Annotated in this window: 18 protein-coding genes; 8 read left to right on the plus strand and 10 right to left on the minus strand. The window is 35.5% G+C overall.

Annotated elements, in window-relative coordinates; translation table 11 throughout:
* Positions 1–3 precede the first annotated feature (3 nt).
* Together QOR44_RS08450 and QOR44_RS08455 are read left to right on the plus strand one after the other, a co-directional pair.
* On the plus strand, positions 4–363 hold the full coding sequence (locus QOR44_RS08450; RefSeq protein WP_000771943.1) for a hypothetical protein: 360 nt from the start codon (positions 4–6) through the stop codon (positions 361–363).
* 45 nt (positions 364–408) lie between these two features.
* Positions 409–1,389: a polyprenyl synthetase family protein gene (locus QOR44_RS08455; protein WP_000100666.1), complete on the plus strand. Its 981-nt coding sequence runs from the start codon at positions 409–411 to the stop codon at positions 1,387–1,389.
* An 84-nt stretch (positions 1,390–1,473) separates the two neighbouring features.
* Here QOR44_RS08455 and cydC read toward each other — a convergent pair whose 3' ends face one another.
* From cydC to QOR44_RS08490, 7 genes are all read right to left on the minus strand, one after another.
* Positions 1,474–3,222, minus strand: coding sequence for a thiol reductant ABC exporter subunit CydC (gene cydC / locus QOR44_RS08460; protein WP_283572694.1), 1,749 nt, complete (start codon positions 3,220–3,222; stop codon positions 1,474–1,476).
* Complete coding sequence (gene cydD / locus QOR44_RS08465) at positions 3,215–4,933, minus strand: thiol reductant ABC exporter subunit CydD (protein ID WP_000884533.1); 1,719 nt, start codon at positions 4,931–4,933, stop codon at positions 3,215–3,217. The genes cydC and cydD overlap by 8 nt, the downstream gene beginning before the upstream one ends.
* On the minus strand, positions 4,933–5,952 hold the full coding sequence (gene cydB / locus QOR44_RS08470; protein ID WP_001275292.1) for a cytochrome d ubiquinol oxidase subunit II: 1,020 nt from the start codon (positions 5,950–5,952) through the stop codon (positions 4,933–4,935). The genes cydD and cydB overlap by 1 nt, the downstream gene beginning before the upstream one ends.
* Positions 5,953–7,380: a cytochrome ubiquinol oxidase subunit I gene (locus QOR44_RS08475; RefSeq protein ID WP_000151501.1), complete on the minus strand. Its 1,428-nt coding sequence runs from the start codon at positions 7,378–7,380 to the stop codon at positions 5,953–5,955.
* A 102-nt stretch (positions 7,381–7,482) separates the two neighbouring features.
* Positions 7,483–8,691 (minus strand): NAD(P)/FAD-dependent oxidoreductase, encoded by a 1,209-nt coding sequence (locus tag QOR44_RS08480; protein ID WP_000659003.1) that lies wholly within the window; start codon positions 8,689–8,691, stop codon positions 7,483–7,485.
* 12 nt (positions 8,692–8,703) lie between these two features.
* Positions 8,704–9,603: a prenyltransferase gene (locus QOR44_RS08485; RefSeq protein ID WP_000174552.1), complete on the minus strand. Its 900-nt coding sequence runs from the start codon at positions 9,601–9,603 to the stop codon at positions 8,704–8,706.
* Between the two features lie 408 nt (positions 9,604–10,011).
* The gene (locus tag QOR44_RS08490; protein WP_430523817.1) at positions 10,012–10,740 is read right to left on the minus strand and encodes a hypothetical protein; all 729 of its coding nucleotides are present in this window, start codon (positions 10,738–10,740) and stop codon (positions 10,012–10,014) included.
* A 607-nt stretch (positions 10,741–11,347) separates the two neighbouring features.
* Between QOR44_RS08490 and QOR44_RS08495 the strand changes: the two genes are divergently transcribed.
* The 5 genes from QOR44_RS08495 (at position 11,348) to QOR44_RS08515 (ending at position 19,070) form a co-directional block, all read left to right on the plus strand.
* The gene (locus QOR44_RS08495) at positions 11,348–14,326 is read left to right on the plus strand and encodes a type I restriction endonuclease subunit R (RefSeq protein ID WP_000535702.1); all 2,979 of its coding nucleotides are present in this window, start codon (positions 11,348–11,350) and stop codon (positions 14,324–14,326) included.
* A 12-nt stretch (positions 14,327–14,338) separates the two neighbouring features.
* Positions 14,339–15,538, plus strand: a complete 1,200-nt coding sequence (locus QOR44_RS08500; RefSeq protein WP_283572695.1) for a restriction endonuclease subunit S — start codon at positions 14,339–14,341, stop codon at positions 15,536–15,538.
* Positions 15,539–15,550: 12 nt separating this feature from the next.
* The gene (locus QOR44_RS08505) at positions 15,551–17,131 is read left to right on the plus strand and encodes a type I restriction-modification system subunit M (protein WP_000818745.1); all 1,581 of its coding nucleotides are present in this window, start codon (positions 15,551–15,553) and stop codon (positions 17,129–17,131) included.
* A 288-nt stretch (positions 17,132–17,419) separates the two neighbouring features.
* A complete protein-coding gene (locus QOR44_RS08510; RefSeq protein ID WP_000981511.1) occupies positions 17,420–17,719 on the plus strand; it encodes a YbaB/EbfC family nucleoid-associated protein in 300 nt (99 codons plus the stop codon).
* 160 nt (positions 17,720–17,879) lie between these two features.
* Positions 17,880–19,070 carry an SAM-dependent methyltransferase gene (locus QOR44_RS08515; RefSeq protein WP_000244922.1) on the plus strand — a complete coding sequence of 397 codons (1,191 nt, stop codon included), beginning with the start codon at positions 17,880–17,882 and terminating at the stop codon, positions 19,068–19,070.
* 69 nt (positions 19,071–19,139) lie between these two features.
* Here the strand turns inward: QOR44_RS08515 and QOR44_RS08520 are convergent, their stop codons facing one another.
* The 3 genes from QOR44_RS08520 to QOR44_RS08530 all read right to left on the minus strand — a co-directional run bounded on the left by QOR44_RS08520 (position 19,140) and on the right by QOR44_RS08530 (position 21,159).
* Positions 19,140–19,865 carry a MerR family transcriptional regulator gene (locus QOR44_RS08520; RefSeq protein WP_001292015.1) on the minus strand — a complete coding sequence of 242 codons (726 nt, stop codon included), beginning with the start codon at positions 19,863–19,865 and terminating at the stop codon, positions 19,140–19,142.
* Positions 19,866–19,991: 126 nt separating this feature from the next.
* Entirely contained in the window at positions 19,992–20,579 is a 588-nt protein-coding gene (locus QOR44_RS08525; RefSeq protein WP_000811662.1) for a 3'-5' exonuclease, read from the minus strand.
* A 43-nt stretch (positions 20,580–20,622) separates the two neighbouring features.
* Positions 20,623–21,159 (minus strand): DUF536 domain-containing protein, encoded by a 537-nt coding sequence (locus tag QOR44_RS08530; RefSeq protein ID WP_000215421.1) that lies wholly within the window; start codon positions 21,157–21,159, stop codon positions 20,623–20,625.
* A 134-nt stretch (positions 21,160–21,293) separates the two neighbouring features.
* Between QOR44_RS08530 and aao the strand changes: the two genes are divergently transcribed.
* Positions 21,294–22,466 carry an aminoacetone oxidase gene (gene aao / locus QOR44_RS08535; RefSeq protein ID WP_000683564.1) on the plus strand — a complete coding sequence of 391 codons (1,173 nt, stop codon included), beginning with the start codon at positions 21,294–21,296 and terminating at the stop codon, positions 22,464–22,466.
* Positions 22,467–22,500: the final 34 nt, after the last annotated feature.

Below are 22,500 nucleotides of genomic sequence, written 5' to 3' on the forward strand. Positions count from 1 at the left end.
CTTATGAAACTTCTCACTAAAGAACGGTTTGATGATTCTCAACACTTTTGGTACCAGATCAATTTATTACAAGAGAGTAACTTCGGAGCAGTTTTTGACCATGATAATAAAAACATTCCACAGGTTGTTGCAACTATTGTTGATGATTTACAAGGTTCTGGAAGTTCGAATCATTTCTGGTATTTTGGCAATACTACTGATACTTCCATCCTTATGATTGCTCATTTAAATCGAAAATTCTATATTCAGGTTAATTTAAAGGACTTTGACTTTGCACTCAATTTAATAGCTATAAATAATTGGAAGAGTCTCCTCCAAACTCAACTTGAAGCTCTAAACGATACCCTAGCAATATTTCAATAAATAAGGTAGAATGGAGTGACAAAGCAACGCGAGGGAGACTGATTAATGTCATCTTATTGGAATAACTATCCTGAACTTAAAAAAAATATTGATGAAACCAATCAACTAATTCAAGAAAGAATACAGGTCAGAAATAAAGATATTGAAGCGGCGCTAAGCCAACTCACAGCTGCGGGAGGAAAACAGCTCAGACCAGCATTCTTTTACCTTTTTTCTCAACTTGGTAATAAGGAGAATCAAGATACTCAGCAACTAAAGAAAATCGCTGCTTCTTTAGAAATCCTTCACGTTGCTACATTAATCCATGATGATGTCATTGATGACTCACCACTAAGACGTGGAAATATGACCATTCAAAGCAAGTTTGGCAAAGACATCGCAGTTTATACTGGGGATTTACTTTTCACAGTCTTTTTCGATCTTATTTTAGAATCTATGGCTGATACACCATTTATGAGGATTAATGCAAAATCTATGCGTAAAATTCTCATGGGAGAATTGGACCAGATGCACCTTCGTTACAATCAACAACAAGGTATCCATCACTATTTACGTGCGATTTCAGGTAAGACAGCCGAACTCTTTAAATTAGCTAGCAAAGAAGGAGCTTACTTTGGTGGTGCAGAGAAGGAGGTTGTTCGTCTAGCAGGCCATATTGGCTTTAACATTGGTATGACATTCCAAATTTTGGATGATATCCTGGATTATACTGCAGATAAAAAAACATTTAACAAGCCTGTCTTAGAGGATTTAGCACAAGGCGTTTACAGCCTTCCTCTACTTCTTGCCATTGAAGAAAATCCTGATATTTTCAAACCTATTTTAGATAAAAAAACAGATATGGCTACTGAAGATATGGAAAAAATTGCTTATCTCGTCGTTTCCCATAGAGGTGTTGACAAAGCTCGCCATCTAGCTCGTAAATTTACTGAAAAAGCTATTAGTGACATAAATAAGCTACCCCAGAGCTCTGCAAAAAAACAGTTGCTACAATTAACTAATTACCTTTTAAAACGCAAAATTTAAATAATAAAAAAACATTCCACAATGCTAGAAAAGCAGTTAGGGAATGTTTTTTTACTATCATTTATTTATCGCACCTATCAATTATCATAGATCACCATCATCAGCGGCTTTCAGCTGACGGTAACGTTGGCTACTTTGAGACAATTCTTGAGGAGAACCTTCCAACTCTAATTGCCCATTTTCTATAAATAAGATACGATCAGCATGTTCAATACCTTTTAAGTGATGTGTAATCCAAACTAAGGTCTTACCTTCCAATTCTTTCATAAATACCCTTAGTAAGGCTTGTTCAGTAATAGGATCAAGTCCAACAGTTGGCTCATCTAAGATAACAATTGGGACATCTTTTAGTAAGATTCTAGCCAAAGCAATTCTATGCCTTTCGCCACCTGAAAACCTAAGTCCAGCTTCATCAACCATTGTATAGATACCATCTGATAAATCAGTGACCATCTCTTTCAATCCAACTCGTTCAAGAACTTTCCATACATCTTCTTCACTAGCATCTTGGTTTCCAATGCGAATGTTATTTAGCAGGGTTGTATTAAAAAGGTAGGGCGCTTGTTGTATCACTCCAATATAGTTAGAAATGCAATCACCAACTATTGAAACATCAGCACCGCCTAGGGTAATCTCCCCTTGACTTGCTTTCAAGTCGCCACGAAGTAGACTAGCTAAGGTACTCTTGCCAGAACCACTACGCCCTAAAATAGCAATTTTTTCTCCTTCTTTAATATCCAGATCTAAATGATGCAAAACCCATTTCTCTTGTGGCTTATACTGGAAACTTAAATTCTTGACGGAAAAATCGTATGGCTTATTAGGCAATTGATTTTGAGTTGTTTCAAAATACGTTTCTGATAATTCATTAAGACGATGAATTGAATCAGAATATTTATTTGTTTCTTGAGCAGCAGCAGACAAACCAGCAAATGCCTCTGACAAGGGAAATACTGTTAGAACAAATGCTGCAATCCAGTTAGCTTCGCCACCTCTGTGACCAATAAACTGATTACTAGCCCAAATAATAACCAAAATAGCTAGAAAGTCAAAAACTAATTCCACAATAAGAGCTCTACGATTATCAAAGGAACGAATTTTTTTCTGAACAGCCATGAGTTCACTTTCCGAACGCTCATGCAAGGCGACGTACTCTTGACCACGTTGACTAAAAATCCAGTCTGAAATACCTAAGACATTATCCGTCAAATCAGTATAAAGATGATTTTTTAATTCTTTTTCACGAGTCTGACGAGCACCATTAGCTAAAATCGACCAAAGTGGAAAAACAAAAATCATAATAGCTAAATAAAGCAACATCATTAAAGCAAACCATAGAGAAAAGAAGCCTGTTGCAATAATAATAAAGCTATATAATAACCACGCTATAATCGTTGGAAATATTGTCCTAAGATACAAATTTTGCAAATAATTAATATCCTCCGCTAAAAGCCCCATAACATCTCCTAAACGAAAATCACGCTTCATAAAGATAGCATTGCTTTCTAAGGAATGGTAAAGCTTCAAGCGCAGTTGTGAAGTCATTCGTAATACCCAATTGTGACTCGTTAGGCGTTCTATATAACGAAAAACAGGACGTCCAATACCAAAAGCACGTGTTAGTACAATTGGAACATACACTAGAAGAATATTACTCGGTAGTGAAGCTGACTTACTAATCAGATAGCCCGAATTAAACATAAGAGCACTGGCAGAAAAGAAAGTCATAAAACCAAGGAAAAGAGCAATTACTAAGGAAACTTTATATTGTTTGAAAAATGGTTTTACCCATTGATCTGTCTTTAATTCTTTAAACAAAGGGATTTTAAACATTATTTCCTCCCATAGCATGCTTCAGTTGATAGAGATATCCTTTTTTAGCTAATAATTCCTGATAAGAGCCTACTTCTGCAACTCTCTCCTTCTCCATAACGACTATAACATCCATTTGGTTCAACCAGTGAAGACGATGAGTTGCAAAGATAACTAAACGATCTGACATCAGTGGCAACATTTTCTCTTTTAATTCTAACTCTGTTTCAATATCTAAATGAGCAGTTGGTTCATCAAAAACCATAATACGACGATTTTGATCAAGAAAAGCACGAGCCAGAGCTATACGCTGGGCTTGTCCTCCACTAAGTGGACGCGCTCCATTACCAATACGCGTTTCTAAACCATCGGGTAACTCGCTTAGTAAGCTATCTAAACCTACCATATGAATCGCTCTTATCACCTCTTCGTCACTAGCATTGGGAGTATAGAAGGTAATATTATCACGTAATGACATTTCAAAAACATAAGGAGTTTGAGGAATATAGATCATCTGTTTATGCCAATCTTCTTGATCAAGGTTAACCACTTCTCTACCATCCACTTTTAAAGAACCTTTATCAGGCCCTAAAAAACCACTCAGAAGGTTAATTAAGCTAGACTTACCTGAACCACTAACTCCTACTAAAGCAACCTTTTGATGTCCTCTAAATCGTAAGGTTACATCCTCAACAACACGTTTTTGGTCGTACGCAATAGCAATGTTTTCTAAATCCAAATGACTCTCTTTAGACCAATCATCTATGACTAATTGCTCACCTTTAATACCAGTTTTGTTTAGAACTTTTTGAATCGCTTGAAATGCATTTTTCCCGTCTAACGTTGCATGATAATCACTAGAAAAATCTCTTACGGGTAAAAAGTATTCAGGGGATAAAATCAAAATTGTTAAAGCCGGTAAAAGGTAAATCTGCTCATTTAATAATCGTAAACCTAGAAAAACAGCAACGATAGCAATGGATAAAGTTGTAAAAAAGTCTAAAGCAAACGTTGATAAAATACCAATTTTCAAAGTACTCATTGTTGCTTTACGAAAAGATTCACTAGTTTGATAAATGCTTTTACCATAACGTTTACTAAGACCAAAATATTTGAGAGTATCAATGCCTCGTAATGAATCTAAAAAATGATTAGAAAGTACTTGATAGGATTCATATTGTTTATCTGCTTTAGCTTGAGCCGCATAGCCTAAAATAATCATAAAGATGATAATTAAAGGAAAAACGATAAGTAAAATTGCACCTGATTCAATATCTAAATAGAAAATATAAGCTAGAATAATCCATGGGATAATAGACATGTTAATCATCTTATTCAAGACTAAACGTAAATAATTTTCAACTAAAGAAACGCCATCTAATGCCATTGTAACAACATTACCAGTTCCTTGTTCTTGAACGACTTTAGGACCTAGATCAAATAACTTATCTAATAATTGACGTCTCAAAAGACTAGATTGTGCTGTTGAAAAGTCATCAAGTTTTCTATTTTTGATGTAATCAATAACATGACGGCCTAAATATGAGACCATAAATAACAAAATATAAACCGTTTGAGAAGAAAGTTTTTGCCCTTCCCACAAACCAGTTATAGAAAGACTCAAATAATAAGCTTGTCCGATAATAAAGATTGCTTGAAGAACATCAAGTCCCGCAAGCAATCCTAACAACTTATGAATACCTGACAAGCGCATAACCGCTTTATCTAGCATTATTTTTCTCCTGTCACAATCACTGGCAAGGTAATACGTTTTCTAAAGATATAATATGCCCATGCTGTATAAGCTAGAACAAAGGGAACTAGAGTAATTGCGACAATCGACATTACTTTTAAAGTATATGGCGTTGAGGACGCATTTTGAATCAGCAAATCATATTTAGGGCTAATTGATGAAATCATAACTCGTGGGAATAGACCTTGGAACAACAGAACAACCACTGAAACAAGACTGAGACCACTCGCTAAAAATGCTGTCATCTCTGCTCCTTTAAAAGTTGAAGCATGCGCTAATACAGCTAATACAACAATAACCAAAACCATAATTGTCGTAACTATCGGATGATTGCTGAAGAAATCTGTCTTGAGATACAAGAGAACTGCAAACAAGGCTAAACCAAGATAGAGTACCCAATAAAGCAACTGAGCATAATTACGGGCACGCTCTCTAATCGGCCCTTCTGTCTTCAATGCAATGTAGTTTAAACCATGAAGATAGGCTAGCAATACCATTGCAACTCCACCCACCAACGAGAATATATTAAAGTAATCACTGAATTGAGCTGATAAGTTACCACTGGCATCAAGTGGCATACCTTGAATCAAACTTATAAACATAATCCCAAAGAAGAATGGAACAATAGCGGAACCAATTGTTAAGGTCCAGTTCCAAAACTGCTTTTTCTCTGCAGGAACTTTATGTCTAAATTCGAAGGAAACACCACGAATAATTAATCCAAAGAGAATCGTAAGGAGAATCAAATAGTAACCACTAAATAGTGAAGCATACCAGTATGGAAAAGAAGCAAACATTGCTCCACCACCGGTAAGAAGCCAAACTTCATTACCATCCCAAACTGGGCCAATAGTTTCTACTACTTGGTCTTTTTCATGCTCATTATGTGTTAAAGTTTGAACAGCCATCCCAACCCCAAAGTCGAATCCTTCAAGGAAGAAGAATCCTGAAAATAGGAGGCCGATTAGGAAAAACCAAAAGAATTGTAAAGCACTCATTTAGTATGCTCCTTTCTCAAAGGGATCAATTGAAGTATATGCACCATGATGTCCGTGTTCATCTTCATACTCTGGCCCTTTCTTCAATTCTCTTATTGTTAGGCTTATCATCATCACCGCTAAACCACCAAACAACAAGAAGTACACAGTATTGGAAACAAATAATGATGCAACTGAAACGTTTGGAGAGACAGAGTCCTTAATCTTGAAAAGACCATAGACAGTCCAAGGGTATCGTCCTTGTTCTGTCACAATCCAACCAAATGTATTGGCTAAGAAAGGTGTAAAGGTTGTTAAAGCAACAATCCAAAGCATCCATTTGTGTTTATAAAGAATTGGTTTTTTCTTACGAGTTAAAAAGAGTCCTAAAACAGAAACACCCATAATAGCTGTTCCCATCGCCGCCATTGTACGGAAACCATAGAAAAGTAGGTTAACCATTGGGTAGTAGTTATCTTTACCATACTTAGCAACCAATTCTTTATTAGCTGTATCCATACCTTTCACAGAACCAGATGGTTTCCCGTAAGATAAAATACTCAACATATAGGGAATCTTGATCCCAAAAACTTGTTTGTGTTCTGCTTCATTTGCCCAAGCAACTACACTCCAAGCTGCAGGATCACCCGAATCTTCATAATCACCTTCCATAGCAGCAAATTTCATTGGTTGATCGTGAATCAAGGCTTTCATTTGTAAATCCCCAACTCCCATAACTGAAATTGAACCAAGAAGTGCTACTACTAAACCAATACGAACTGATTTCTTATAAAGTTCAACCGTTGTATCTTTCAGCTGTTCTGATTTTAAGAGGCGGAAGGCTGACATACCAGCAACCACTGTACCGCCCATCGTAATGGCACCAAAAATAACATGGGTAAATTCATAGAAGAACTGTGGATTTTTTACAAGTGCAAGAAAATCAGTCATTTGCGCTCTACCGTTTACAACTTCATAACCAACAGGATGTTGCATGAAGCTATTAGCAGTAAGAATCCACATCGCTGACATTAATGAGCCAAAAACCACTAGCCAAATGAATGTCACATGTAATTTTTTACTAATTTTCTTGTTATCCCATGTAAACATCCATAAACCAAGGAAAGTAGATTCCATAAAGAAAGCTAATAAAGCTTCAATAGCCAATGGAGCTCCAAAAATATCACCTACGAAACGTGAATAGTCTGACCAGTTCATTCCAAATTGGAACTCTTGAATGATACCTGTCACAACACCAACTGCAAAACTAAGGAGCATGATATTACCCCAAAATTTTGTCAATTTTTTATACTCTTCATTTTTTGTGATAACATACATTGTCTCCATAATAGCAACCACTAGGCATGTACCAATTGTAAATGGTACAAAGAAAAAGTGGAAAACTGTAGTCATCGCAAATTGAAAACGAGCTAAAGTTTCAATTGTCATACAAAACCTCTTATTTTGTTTTAATCATTTCTTTTATAGAAATATCTGCAAGAGCTAGTTTCCTAGCTTCGTAACAATTGGTAAATAACTTACTTTAATATCTTAATGATATAAATCAAAACGTCCCTTAGCTAGAAGTTCTTTAAGTCCACCCATATCAACAAGTGATTTGTTCATGATAATCTTCTTCATAACCGACGCAGGGTATTTTTTAATTTTAGTTTTTCCAACAACACCAAGTCCATGCGTATTTCCTACTGAAGCAACTGTGCCTTGCGGACTATACGAAAAGTCTTCTGTAGCCTCACCTTTGATTTGATGTAAAAGGTTTTTAGCAACATGAGCTCCCATACGAGTTGCAATTTGAGCTGTTGTTGGGAATGGGCGACCAGACTCAGTGTCCATAAATGCAGACACATCACCGATAACATAAACATTATCGTATTTTGGATCACGCAAATCACTGTTGACCATTACACGTCCACGACGTTGATCAAATCCTGATTCTCCCATAACCGGACTTCCACTAACACCTGTTGTCCAAATGATAGTACCTGCGGTAATAGATTTGAGTTCTTCATCCTCTTTACTAGTACCATAAACAACTTCACCCGGTTTGATTTCCTTAATCATACTTCCAAGCATCAAATTAATACCTAAATCCTTAATTAAGTTGACACCATATTGCGCTAATTCATCATCAAACATTGGTAGGATGCGAGTTGCTGCCTCTACACAAATAATTTCAATTTGTTCAGGTTTTACACCCGCTAAAGCAGCATATTTTGGTCGCTCATCAACCATAGCTCCGGCTAACTCAATACCTGTAAAACCAGCACCACATACTAAGAGTTTGAGAAGATTTTCATCTTTTGTCTCACGATACAACTTCATTGTATTAACAATGTGATTATGGATGTTTTCTGCTTGCGAAATATTGGTCATCTGCAAAGCATTCTCCATAGCACCCTTGATGCCAAAAGTTTCAGATACAAAGCCTAAGGCAACTACGACATAATCATAATGGAGTTCACCGTTATTTTTAACTGTTACTGTTTTATTTTCAGCATCGACTCTAAGCACCTCATCTTGCATGAAGTTAACCTTATTAGTGTTGATAACATCCTTAATTGGGAATGTAATTTTTTCTTTTGGCTGAGAGCCTGCAGCTACTTCATGTAATTCTGTAGCTTCGTAGTGATAATCATTCATGTCAACAAGGGTAATATGAAAATCACCTGATTGTTTTTGTAAATTACGAACTGCTTTCAAACCGGCATAACCAGCACCTAAAACTAGGATTTCTTTCATGATAAAACTCCTCTAAAAAATGATTCCAATTAGATACGTTAAGACTTGGGTTGCAGATCCCAGTGCTAGAATACGTACCGCACAAACAAATGTTTCTCTCTTAACCTGTTTTTGCCACAATAGTTTTGTCTGCTTATAAATAAATGGTATTAATAACAAACTCAAGAGTACTGTAACAGGCGCAAGTCCAAAAAGAAATTCAAAAACAATTGCCAATAAAGCTATACTATTAGAAATAGCAAACAGCAAGAGTCCACCTCTTATCCCTGTATAATGTACAAGGGTATAGCGATGATTTTTTTCATCTTCTTCTTTGTCGCACAGATTATTCGCCAACATTAGGTTGGCAATCCATAAGGTGTTCGGCAAGGAAATCAAGAAAATTTTGCTTAAGTTGAGGATATCCCACGAAAAGTTTTGATAAGTGTTTAGATATACACAAATTAAACTAATCATAAATCCCATTGTCAAGCCAGAAAATACTTCTCCTAAGGGCAGACTAGATAAAGGTCTTGGACCAAAGGAATATAAAACACCAATTCCAAAACAAAAAAGTCCCATCCATAAAAGAGGCAGACCGACTTGGGAAACTAAAACTAAACCAATCATACTAGAAGTAATGACTAAACTTGCCATAATAACTTCTATTTGGCGTAGGGATAGGTTCTCACGACCAATAATGTTAGTGTCATTCTTATAATCCAAATCCACAGCATTCCGATAATCATTGTAATTATTCCAAATGTCAACGAACATATTGAATAAAAACATAGCAACGAAGAATAAACCGACATATACAGGGTGTACTGAATTGTAGTAATAAGCACTAAAACACAAACCAATCAAAAATGGTAAAACACTAGCTGTTTTGGCTTTCATTTCTACCAACTCTAGAAAGATTGGTAATGTCATTATTAAAGTCCTCTCTATACATAATCTTCAACAATACTATTATAATGCAATTTCTACCATTTTTAAAACAATAGGGCTTGATTTTTGATTAAAAATACAAAAAATTTTTCTTAAAATGAGTTAATCACACTTAGAACACTAAATACTATTTTGAGGAGTCCTATTCATCATACTATGCCATGTAATATTCGGAAAAATAGTATTGCAACCTTCAATTACTCCTTATGTTGGCACCAGCCTTTGAAAGTCCTCTGATTGCACTGCTTAGTTAGTATTTTCATCAGCTGTATGGTCTCTAAGAGCCATCAGCATACTAAAAAAACTAGTGTTACACTTTGAAAAGTGTAACACTAGCTCCAATTTGTTTTAAATAGCTTAACTATTTAATCATTAATCTACTTTATCTATTTAAACATTTAAAGTTGAATGTTGGTTGAGAATACCTGAAAGAGAACCTTGGATATATTTTGGTAATACTTGTTTTTGGGCACGTTCATAGATTTCTGAATCTGTTAACTGACGTTCTGCTTTGGGGCTTGATACTTGCGGTGTCACTGCTGCGTTTTGTTGTTTGTAAAGTGTTGAATGTTGGTTAAGGATACCTGAGAGAGAACCTTGGATATATTTTGGCAATACTTGTTTTTGGGCACGTTCATAGATTTCTGAATCTGTTAACTGACGTTCTGCTTTGGGGCTTGATACTTGCGGTGTCACTGCTGCGTTTTGTTGTTTGTAAAGTGTTGAATGTTGGTTGAGGATACCTGAGAGAGAACCTTGAATATATTTTGGCAACACTTGTTTTTGGGCACGTTCATAGATTTCTGAATCTGTTAACTGACGTTCTGCTTTGGGGCTTGATACTTGCGGTGTCACTGCTGCGTTTTGTTGTTTGTAAAGTGTTGAATGTTGGTTAAGGATACCTGAGAGAGAACCTTGGATATATTTTGGTAATACTTGTTTTTGGGCACGTTCATAGATTTCTGAATCTGTTAACTGACGTTCTGCTTTGGGGCTTGATACTTGCGGTGTCACTGCTGCGTTTTGTTGTTTGTAAAGTGTTGAATGTTGGTTAAGGATACCTGAGAGAGAACCTTGGATATATTTTGGTAATACTTGTTTTTGGGCACGTTCATAGATTTCTGAATCTGTTAACTGACGTTCTGCTTTTGGAGGTGTTGCTTGCGGTGCTGTGAAAGTTGAAGCTGAAACACCTTGTGTAGAACCAAGAGCTACGAATGCTCCTCCAGCAAACATTGCTGAGACAAGACCGAGTTTCAAATAGTTAACAGTTGAGACGTTGTTGACTTTTTTTTCTGTAATAAGTTTTTTCATAAGAATTACCTCTTTCTTTTGGGTTATTTATTTTATGAACTAAGTATAACAACAAGAAATAAAGTAAGGTTAAACTAAATATAAAATAATTCTTAAGTCATTCTTAGGAAACCATAAAATCATACACTAACAAAAAATTGGCTATCTAGATCAAAAGTAAAGGTAGAATAAAGGCTTTTACTTCTGAGCTAGTAATGAATAAATTATATTTGCATCTAGTTTGGAATTAGCCCTGGTGTATTATAATGATTCCTACAAAATAGGATATTTGTTTAACAAACGACAAATATAAACGTAGACATGAAAATACTATATTATCCTTTGGTAAAAAATCCTATTTCTTCAAATAGATTATTTAAACTAATCATTTCAATGATATAATACTACTATATCATTGGAATGGGGATTAAAAATGGGAAGTCGAACACAAAAAGAACTTGAACTTGAAAAAGAGTTGATCCATCTCTTAGAAACAGGTGAAAGTCAATGGACATATCGTAAAGAATTAAAAACTGAAGATGCTTTATGGGATAATTTTTTTAAGATCTTAGCGCAAAATAACACGCAATATCTGAATGAGGAGCCTTTAACAGCTAGCGAAAAAGAGCAGATTAAGAATCAACTTAACTTTGTCAATTACTATGAAGCGGCTAAATGGTTAGCTGGAGAAAATGGGATTGCTAAAGTACAAGTTCAAAGAGAAGATGCAAAACTAGGAACGATTCGTTTAGAAGTCGTTAAAGCAGACAATGTGGCTGGTGGAACTTCTGTTTATGAGATTGCCAATCAAGTTGCTTTCTCTGGTTCTCGTGATAGACGAGGTGATGTGACACTTCTCATCAATGGCTTACCTATGATCCAAATTGAATTAAAATCTCAAAATCATCAATTCATTGAAGCTTTTAACCAAGTCAAAAAGTATGATAAAGAAGGGCAATTTAGAGGTATCTTTTCAACCTTACAAATGTTTGTGGTCTCAAATAAAACAGATACAAGGTATATCGCTGCAGCTAAAGAAAATAAATTAAATCCAAACTTCTTGACACAATGGGTAGATCAAAACAACAAGCCACAAAAAGATCTCTTTGCCTTTGCCAAAGAAGCCTTGTCTATCCCTCGTGCTCACCAAATGGTCATGACTTACTCTGTCATTGATGATGATAAAAAAGCACTAATTCTCCTTCGCCCTTATCAGATTCATGCAATCGAAGCTGTCGCTGAAGCGAGTCGGCAACACAAGTCTGGTTATATCTGGCACACAACTGGTTCTGGAAAAACCTTAACTTCCTATAAAGTAGCTCGCAATATCCTTCAAATACCGGCCGTTGAAAAATCCATCTTTGTCATTGACCGAAAAGATTTAGATGATCAGACCACTTCTGCTTTTCAATCTTATGCCCAAAATGATATCTTTGATATCGATGAAACGGAAGATACGAGGCAACTCATCAAAAATTTAGAATCCAGTGATCGTCGTGTTGTGGTTACCACCATTCAAAAACTCAATGCTATGATCAGTCAGATGGAAAGTTATGACACCCCAAAATTCAAGAAACTAAAAGAGCGTCTTGCACACCTAAATGTCGTCTTTGTTGTAGACGAATGTCACCGTGCTGTCACACCAGAACGGCAACGTCATCTTACCAATACTTTTCGAAACAGTCTCTGGTATGGCTTTACAGGTACTCCAATCTTTGCGGAAAATAAACGGACACAATTAGGTGATCTAGCCCAAACAACAGAACAACAATACGGCAAATGTCTCCATCAATACACCGTTAAAGAAGCCATTCACGATAAAGCGGTTCTAGGCTTCCAAGTTGAGTATAAGACAACCATTCCTGATATGTCTGAAGACAGTATTCCTGAAGAAGCTTATGATCATGAAGAACACATGTTAGCTGTCTTAGATAGTATCATTAATCAATCACGTAAGAAGCTTGGTTTTAATAATGGGATTGGTCAGACATTCGAAGGCTTATTAACCGTTAAGAGTATTGCTCGTGCCCAAGCCTATTATGATCTGATTAAGAAAGTCAAAGCTGGTGAAACGGATTTAGTCATTTCTAAGAAGGTCAAAGAAAAACTGCCAGACTTTCCAAAGGTCGCTATTACTTATTCCGTCACTGAAAATGAGAATGATTCAGTCAGCCGGCAAGATAAAATGACTGAAAATCTTGAAGATTATAACAACCTCTTTGGCACCAACTTTGCCATTGATAACTTACAAGGCTATAACAGAGATTTAAATGATCGCTTAGCCCGTAAAAAAGATAAATTCAAAGACCGGCATGAACAATTAGACCTCGTGATTGTGGTTGATCGTCTTCTAACGGGATTTGATGCGCCATGTTTATCAACGATCTTTATTGATCGTCAGCCGATGAAACCACAACACATTATCCAGACTTTTTCAAGAACCAACCGTATCTTTGAAAATGGCAAAAACTACGGCCAAATCGTAACCTTCCAAACACCCATTCACTTTAAAGAAGCTGTTGATACGGCACTAAGTCTATACTCCAATGGTGGTCAAAATGATGTTTTAGCACCTTCTTGGGAAGAAGAAAAAGCAAGATTCCTTGAAACTGTCAGCGCATTACAAGTGATTGCACCAGATCCAAATACTTTTCCAACCATTGAGAGTGCAGACGACCTCTTCCTCAAACAATTTGCCAAAGCCTATCAAGCATTTGATAAGCTCTATGCATCTGTACAGGTCTATAGCGACTTTAATGAAACACTCTTGAGTGAGATTGGGCTATCAGATGAAGTGATTAATTCTTATACAGGCACTTACCAAAATGTCATCGCAGAATTACGAAAACGAAAACCGGTTGACGAAGGTATTCAAGAAATCAATATCGACTATGAGCTAGAAAGTGTTCAGATGGATGATATCAACTATCACTATATTTTGACCTTAATCCAAGCCTTTGTCGATCAAGAACAAGAAGCCCTTCAAGAAAGGCTTAATGACAATCCCTTGGATCAATACATCCAGGACTTGGCAAAATCAAATCCTGCTATGGCTAACTCCCTAGCTGAATTATGGCACGATATCCAGAAAGACCCCAAAGCCTATGAAGGGAAAAACATTGCTTATGAGTTGGATAGCCTCATTGATGACAAGATTCAAAGAGCCATTGAACATTTTGCGGACCAATGGAAGGCAGACCCTGATAAATTAGCCTTTGTGGCGACAAATTATCATAGTGCTAACACGACTAAACAAGTGGGCATGTCAACCTTAAAAGAATCCTTAGACTACAAAGCCTATAAAGAAAAACAAGGTGATTCTGCCATGAATAAACTCAAATACAAGAGTCAATTTGAACGGGAATTAGTCCAATTCATTAGAAATCAAATCCAACCCTTAAAAGGACACTAAGAAAGGAAAGAGATGACAAAACAAAAACAACCCCAATATCGATTTGACGGTTTTGATGGTGAGTGGGAAGAGAAGAAATTAGGAGAACTTTCTAATATAGTTCGTGGTGCCAGTCCTAGACCAATACAAGATCCAAAATGGTTTGATACCGAAAGTGATGTAGGTTGGTTAAGAATTTCTGATGTTACTGAACAAGAAGGTCGTATTACTTATTTACAACAAAGAATATCTAAGCTTGGTCAAGAAAAGACTAGATTGTTAAAAGATTCACATTTACTATTAAGTATTGCAGCTACAGTAGGTAAACCAGTTATCAATTATGTTAAGACTGGAATACACGATGGATTTCTTGTTTTTTTAGATCCTAAATTCAGCCGTGAATTTATGTTTCAGTGGTTAGATATGTTCAGACCATATTGGAATAAATATGGTCAACCAGGAAGCCAAGTGAATCTGAATTCTGAAATAGTTCGAAATCAAGTTATCAATCTCCCCTCCCTCCCCGAACAAGAATCAATTGGCCAACTCTTCCAAACGGTTGATCAACTGCTTCAGTTACAGGATCAAAAGCTAGCAACCCTGAAAGCACAAAAGCAAACCTTCCTCAGAAAGATGTTCCCAGCCCAAGGACAAAAAGTCCCTGAAATCCGTTTACAAGGTTTTGATGGTGAGTGGGAAGAGAAGAAATTGGGGGAAGCAGTAACATTTTTAAATGGTCGAGCTTATAAGCAAAATGAATTACTTAAATCGGGTAAGTATAAAGTTGTTAGAGTAGGTAATTTTAATACAAATGAAACATGGTATTATTCTAACTTAGAATTAGACCAAGATAAGTATGCAAATAATGGTGATTTACTCTACTTATGGGCTACAAATTTTGGTCCAAAATTTTGGTATGGCGAAAAAATTATTTATCATTATCATATTTGGAAGTTGAATATTAAAAATAATAAATCATTAGATAAAAACTTTTTATTTACCTGGTTATATTTTGATAAAGAAAAAATCAAGCAAAATACCAATGGAACAACTATGGTTCATGTAACTAAAAGTATGATAGAAGAACGCCTATTTTTATTCCCTTCTCTCTCCGAACAAGAAGCCATCGGTGACTTCTTCCAAACCTTAGACCAACAAATGAGTCAAACGGAAGAAAAACTAACAGAACTTAAAGCACTCAAACAAACATTACTCAATCGTTTATTCGTATAAGAAAGGACTCACATGGCAGAGAAAACAACTTCACTACGGCAAGCACTATGGAATTCGGCCGATCAATTACGTGGTCAAATGGATGCCAATGACTATAAGAACTATCTACTTGGACTCATCTTTTACAAACACTTATCTGATAAATTACTCTTATCTGTTTGTGATAATTTAGATCAACACTTTAATACCTTTACAGATGCTCAAAAAATCTTTGAAGATGCCTATCAAGATGAAGACCTAAAAGATGACCTCATTTCTGTTGTTACTGGTGATTTAGGCTACTTTATCGAACCGACACTGACCTTTGAAAAGCTAATCCAAGATATTTATCACAATACTTTCCAATTAGAATCATTAGCTCAAGGTTTTCGCGATATTGAACAAAGTGGTGAAGACTTTGAAAACTTATTTGAAGATATTGATCTTTACTCTAAAAAACTAGGCTCAACGCCTCAAAAACAAAACCAAACCATTGCCAATGTCATGAAAACATTAAATGAGATTGACTTTGAGTCAATAGATGGGGATACTTTAGGCGATGCTTATGAGTACTTGATTGGTGAATTTGCCAGTGAGTCAGGAAAAAAAGCAGGTGAGTTCTATACCCCACAAGCTGTCTCTCACTTAATGACTCAGATTGTCTTTTCAGGTCGTGAAGATCAAAAAGGAATGACCCTCTATGACCCCGCTATGGGATCTGGATCACTCCTTCTAAATGCTAAAAAATATAGTCATCAATCCGATACCGTTTCTTACTATGGTCAAGAGATCAATACTTCTACTTATAACTTAGCTCGCATGAACATGATGCTTCATGGTGTTGCCATCGAAAACCAACACTTAAGTAACGCTGATACCTTGGATGCGGACTGGCCAACAGATGAACCAACCAACTTTGACGGGGTGTTGATGAACCCACCTTATTCTTTAAAATGGTCAGCGACTGCTGGTTTCTTAACGGATCCACGTTTTTCAAGTTATGGTGTATTAGCACCAAAATCAAAAGCCGATTTTGCCTTTTTACTTCATGGTTTCTATCATTTAAAAAATACCGGAACTATGGCAATTGTCTTACCTCATGGAGTTCTTTTCCGTGGAGCTGCAGAAGGTAAGATCCGCCAAAAACTACTCGAACAAGGGGCTATCGATACTATTATCGGACTTCCATCAAATATCTTTTATAATACAAGCATCCCTACGACTATTATCATATTAAAGAAAAACAGAACCAACAAAGATGTCTTCTTTATAGATGCTTCAAAAGAGTTTGATAAGGGCAAAAATCAAAACACAATGACAGATGCTCATATCAAGAAGATTCTTGATGCTTATAAGAGTCGTGATAATTCTGATAAGTTTTCATATTTAGCCTCATTTGATGAAATCATTGAAAATGACTATAACTTAAATATCCCACGCTATGTCGATACTTTTGAGGAAGTTCCTGTTAAGCCACTTCCAGAATTAGCTAAACAACTCAGTGATATTGATCAAGAAATTGCCAAAACAAATGCCAAACTAGATCAACTCATGAAACAATTAGTCGGAACAACTAAGGAAGCCCAAGATGAATTGGATGCTTTTAGAAAATAATAATCAGGCATGTGTCAAACTTCCCAACAGTCAATTTTGAAGTTGAATCAAAAAAGATATAACCTCTTATTTCTCAGATATGTTTCAAAAAGTGAATAAAACAAACACCTTTATATATTTTTAAAAAGCAACCTAGAATTGAGTTATTAGGTGAAAATGATATAATGAATGTCGTACAAAAAAAGATTGCATCTGCTTTTGATCATTTTTAACAATAAGGCAGTGTAAGGCAATTATAAATTAACAACAAGGACTAATCCCTTGATATGAAAGGAATTTATTAATCTTATGATGAATATGCAAAATATGATGCGTCAAGCACAAAAGCTTCAAAAACAAATGGAACAAAAGCAAGCTGATTTAGCAGCTAGCCAGTTTACTGGAAAATCTGCTCAAGAGCTCGTTACTGTGACATTTACAGGCGATAAAAAGCTAATTTCAATTGATTACAAAGAAGCTGTGGTAGACCCTGAAGATATTGAAACACTACAAGACATGACAACTCAAGCTATCAATGACGCTTTAAGCCAAGTTGACGATGCTACAAAAAAAATTATGGGAGCATTTGCGGGTAAAATGCCATTCTAAAAAATAAATCACATTTACTGAATCACCTGTAAATGTGTTTTTTTATTTCAAATCACTTTCATCTTTCACGAAAACAAGTTTTATTTTCAAAAAAATATTTGCAAAAAATCAGCAGAGAGGTATAATAACATTGAAAATATTAGAGAGAAGGTGACTAACCATGGTTATGGATAGTCTAATCATAAAACAGTTGATTAAGAGTACATTTGATATACCCTTACAAGTCACTTATCCAAATGGGAATATTGAAACTTATAATGGTAACAATCCCCACGTCAAACTTAAACTAAACAAAAATTTCTCCGTCTCGGAGCTATCAAAAGATCCTTCTATAGTATTGGGTGAAGCTGTTATGGATGGAGACATTGAAATTTATGGTTCTATACAAGAATTAATTTTATCAGCTTACCGCTGTGGAGACAGCTTTCTACGTAATAGTAAATTTAGCAAATTGATTCCTAAACAATTTCATGATAAAAAACACAGTAAATCCGACATTCAAAAGCATTATGACATCGGAAATGATTTCTATAAACTTTGGCTTGATGATACCATGACTTATTCATGCGCCTATTTTAAACATGAAAATGACAGTCTAGAGCAAGCTCAACTAAACAAAGTACACCATATTCTTAATAAATTAAATGCTCATCCGGGAGGGAAATTACTAGATATCGGTTGTGGCTGGGGGACACTTATCATTACTGCTGCTAAAGAATATGGCTTAAATGCGACAGGTATCACCTTAAGTGAAGAGCAGGCTTCTTTCATTACTAAGCGTATCAAGGAAGAAGGGTTGGAAAATAAAGTAACAGTCCTCATTAAAGATTATCGTGACATTCATGAAACATACGATTATATCACTAGTGTTGGTATGTTTGAACATGTAGGAAAAGAAAATTTATCTCAATACTTCCAAACCATTTCTAAAAGACTCAACATCAATGGTCTAGCTCTTATTCATGGTATTACTGGACAAGTGGGTGGTAATCATGGTAGTGGAACTAATTCTTGGATTAATAAGTATATCTTCCCAGGAGGATATATCCCTCGTTTAACTGAAAATTTAAATCATATAGCTAGTGCTGGACTTCAAATTGCTGACTTAGAACCGCTTCGTCGTCACTATCAAAAGACTCTCGAATTATGGACAAAAAATTTCCACAATGCCCTTCCTGAAGTTCGGAAAACTCATGATAATCGTTTTATCAATATGTGGGACCTCTATCTTCAATCTTGTGCGGCCTCTTTTGAATCTGGCAATATTGATATTTTTCAATACTTGCTTTCAAAAGGTGTTTCAAAAGACACTATGCCTATGACACGCGATTATATGTATTCTGCTAATTGATATAGTTAATATTATAGTATTCCAACTTATTCTAAATAAAAAGAACTCTCTTGAATTCAAGGGAGTTCTTTAACGTTCTTCTCTGGCTAACTCTATACAATATGACTTTTGGTGACAATGTGGACAGAATACTTTTCGCGTCTTAGGGGTATGTTTCGCTAGATTAAATGCTTGATATGTCGGTGTAAAGGTTTGGTGACAATTTGGACAAAGATAAACAACCTGTTGTTTAAAATACCAAACCATACCATTCATAGCTATTAAGAATACTATTACTGCTATCCACATAAGCCATCTTTGATTTAGAGAAACCGCTGCTATTATTAACGTAATATAGACCATAATAATCATAATGACTTGTAGCACTATGCTTTTTTGTAGTTTACCCCATTTTCTTTTGTTTTCTTCCATAAGCACAATGTCAGAAAGATAGCCTAATGTTTTACTGTCTTGTTTTTCTACAGTTTTTAGTAGATTGACAGCTTTGTCAAGTTTGTCTTTTTTACTATCAATAGATAGCCTTAATTCTCTTATCTGCACTTGTAAAAAAAGCTCTAAAACCTGACTAGCATTGTCTTCAGTAAATAGATTTTTGATATTATCAATTGAAAAATCTAAATCTCGTAAATAAATAATTTGTCTAAGATTTTCTAAATCAGCAATACTATAAACCCTCCTACCTCCTTCAGATAGTTCTGATGGGGATAAAATTCCTCTTTTGTCATAGTACTGAACAGTACGAACAGTAACTCCTGCTTCTTTAGCTAAGTCACCAGTGGAATATTTTTCTGACATGTTTCACACCTCCTTTAATATAGTAAACACTTCTTTATCAGAAACACCTTTACTATATCAAATGACCTAAGGTAATAAGCAAGTAATAACGCTAAGTATTTTTAACTTTAAATAAAACTACAACAATTAATCAAACAAATTTCCTAAAGTCGCAAATGGGCTATCAACTGCTACCTCTTTTTGCTGTTTTAAATAGATTTTATTTTCATCCAAGTCCAGAAATTTTTCATAAACACGCGCAGTCATACGGGCATCCTCTAAGCTATTATGTGCTTTACCCTTTATTCCTAAAAAGTCAGCAACAGTAGTCAATTTAAGGTTGACAATACCATTTAAATCTGTACTGCGTCTCACAAAAGCTTCATCATATAAGTCCACCTGATATTGACTAGTTAGATCCAAACCATTTTCAACTAAAAGGGGTAAATCCGATTTATACCCATTATAACCAATCAGTGGTGTATCTCCAACAAAACTCTGAAAGTCTGTCAAAACTATCTCAATTTTAGGAGCCCCTATAATATCTCTAGCTGTAATACCTGTTAAACCATTAATAAAGCTTTGTAATGGAACTTTTGTGTGAACATAAGTATCAAATAAAGCAATCTCTTGATGATTAGAATATTTAACGGCCGATACTTGAATAATATGGCTATGCTCACCAACCGTGTTAAACTCTAAATCAAAAGCTATATATTCTTGTAATTGTTTCATTATTTCTCCTAAAAAGCGCAAGGAAACTCCTTACGCTTTTATTCTATTTTTTATTGAAGAAACGTCCAAAGAAACTTTTTTTAACAGCTTCTAATTCTTGAATTTTTTCTTCTTTGGCTTCTTGAATCTCTTCAACCTCTGCTTTAGCTTCATTTAACTCAAGTTGCAGACGTTGCGTATCTTCCATAGCAGTTAAAGTCAATTGCTGTTGTTGATCTAATTGCTTATCTTTCTCTGCTATTTGAATATCTTTTACATGTAACTGCTCGTCTTTTGAAGCAATCTGAATATCTTTTGCTTTTAACTGTTCATATAAACGTGTGATTTCAGTATTCTTCTCATCAACAAGAATTTCTAAAAGTTCTCGTCTTGATGCTTCTTCGTCAATTGGTTCCTCTTCCAAAATAGTTTTTTTATAGATTTCTTCCAATTTAATCAAGCCATCACGATTAACAACTGTAACGCCTTTACTATTCTTTTCCACACATTCTTCAGGGAGTGTTTTAACTCTGTTATTCATCGCTTGACGACTAACCCCTAAAATTTCAGCTAATTCACTAACCGTCTTTTCAACTGTCATAACTTCCTCTTTTGTACTGATTTTCTTATAAAAGAATATCACAATCCTAATCTAGTGTCAATTTACTGTCAACTTAAAGTGTCAAACAAGACATTTTGACGTCTATTTCTCTATTTATATGCTAGAATAAGATTATGAAGCATTATGACACAATAATTATAGGTGGTGGACCTGCTGGAATGATGGCCGCTATTTCCTCAAATTTTTACGGCAACAAAACACTTCTTATTGAGAAAAATAAACGTTTAGGCAAAAAACTAGCTGGAACAGGTGGTGGCCGCTGTAATGTCACCAATAATGGAAACCTTGATGAGCTCTTAGCTGGTATACCTGGAAATGGCCGTTTCCTATATAGCGTCTTCTCACAATTTGATAACCATGATATTATTAACTTCTTTCAAGACAACGGCGTCACACTTAAAGAAGAAGATCATGGGCGTATGTTCCCTACTACTGATAAATCTCGTACTATCATTAACGCCCTTGAAAATAAAATAAAAGAACTTGGTGGTCAAATTATGACTGACACAGAAGTTGTCTCTGTCAAAAAGATAGGAGATTCATTCTATATCAAAACTAAAGATACACAGTTCGCATCCGATAAACTTATCGTAACAACTGGTGGTAAATCCTATCCGTCTACAGGTTCTACTGGTTTCGGTCATGACATTGCTCGTCACTTTAAATTAGAAGTCACAGATATGGAAGCCGCCGAAAGCCCTCTTTTAACTGATTTTCCCCATAAAAAACTACAAGGTATCTCCTTAGATGATGTCACTTTGTCATTTGAAAAGCATATTATTACACACGATCTTCTCTTTACTCATTTTGGATTATCAGGACCAGCAGCCTTGCGAATTTCTAGCTTTGTCAAAGGCGGAGAAACTATATACCTAGATGTTTTGCCCAATATCTCTGTTAAAGAATTGGAAACACACTTCCAAAATGAAAGAGAAAAATCTTTGAAAAACGCTCTTAAAATACTTCTTCCTGAGCGTTTAGCTGAATTTTACGCTGAAGACTTACCCGAAAAAGTAAAACAAGTATCTGTAAAAGACTTAGAAACGTTAATTCAAAAACTTAAAAAACTTCCTATTTTAGTAACTGGCAAGATGTCTCTAGCAAAATCCTTTGTAACAAAAGGTGGAGTTGATCTTAAAGAAATAAACCCAAAAACACTTGAAAGTAAAAAGGTAGCTGGTTTACATTTTGCTGGTGAAGTTCTAGACATCAATGCTCATACGGGAGGATTTAACATTACTTCTGCCTTATGTACAGGCTGGGTAGCTGGTAGCTTACACTATTAATACAAAAAAGCTGAACAATTCCGTCAGCTTTTTT

Source organism: Streptococcus agalactiae (assembly GCF_949788565.1).
Lineage (GTDB): Bacteria > Bacillota > Bacilli > Lactobacillales > Streptococcaceae > Streptococcus > Streptococcus agalactiae.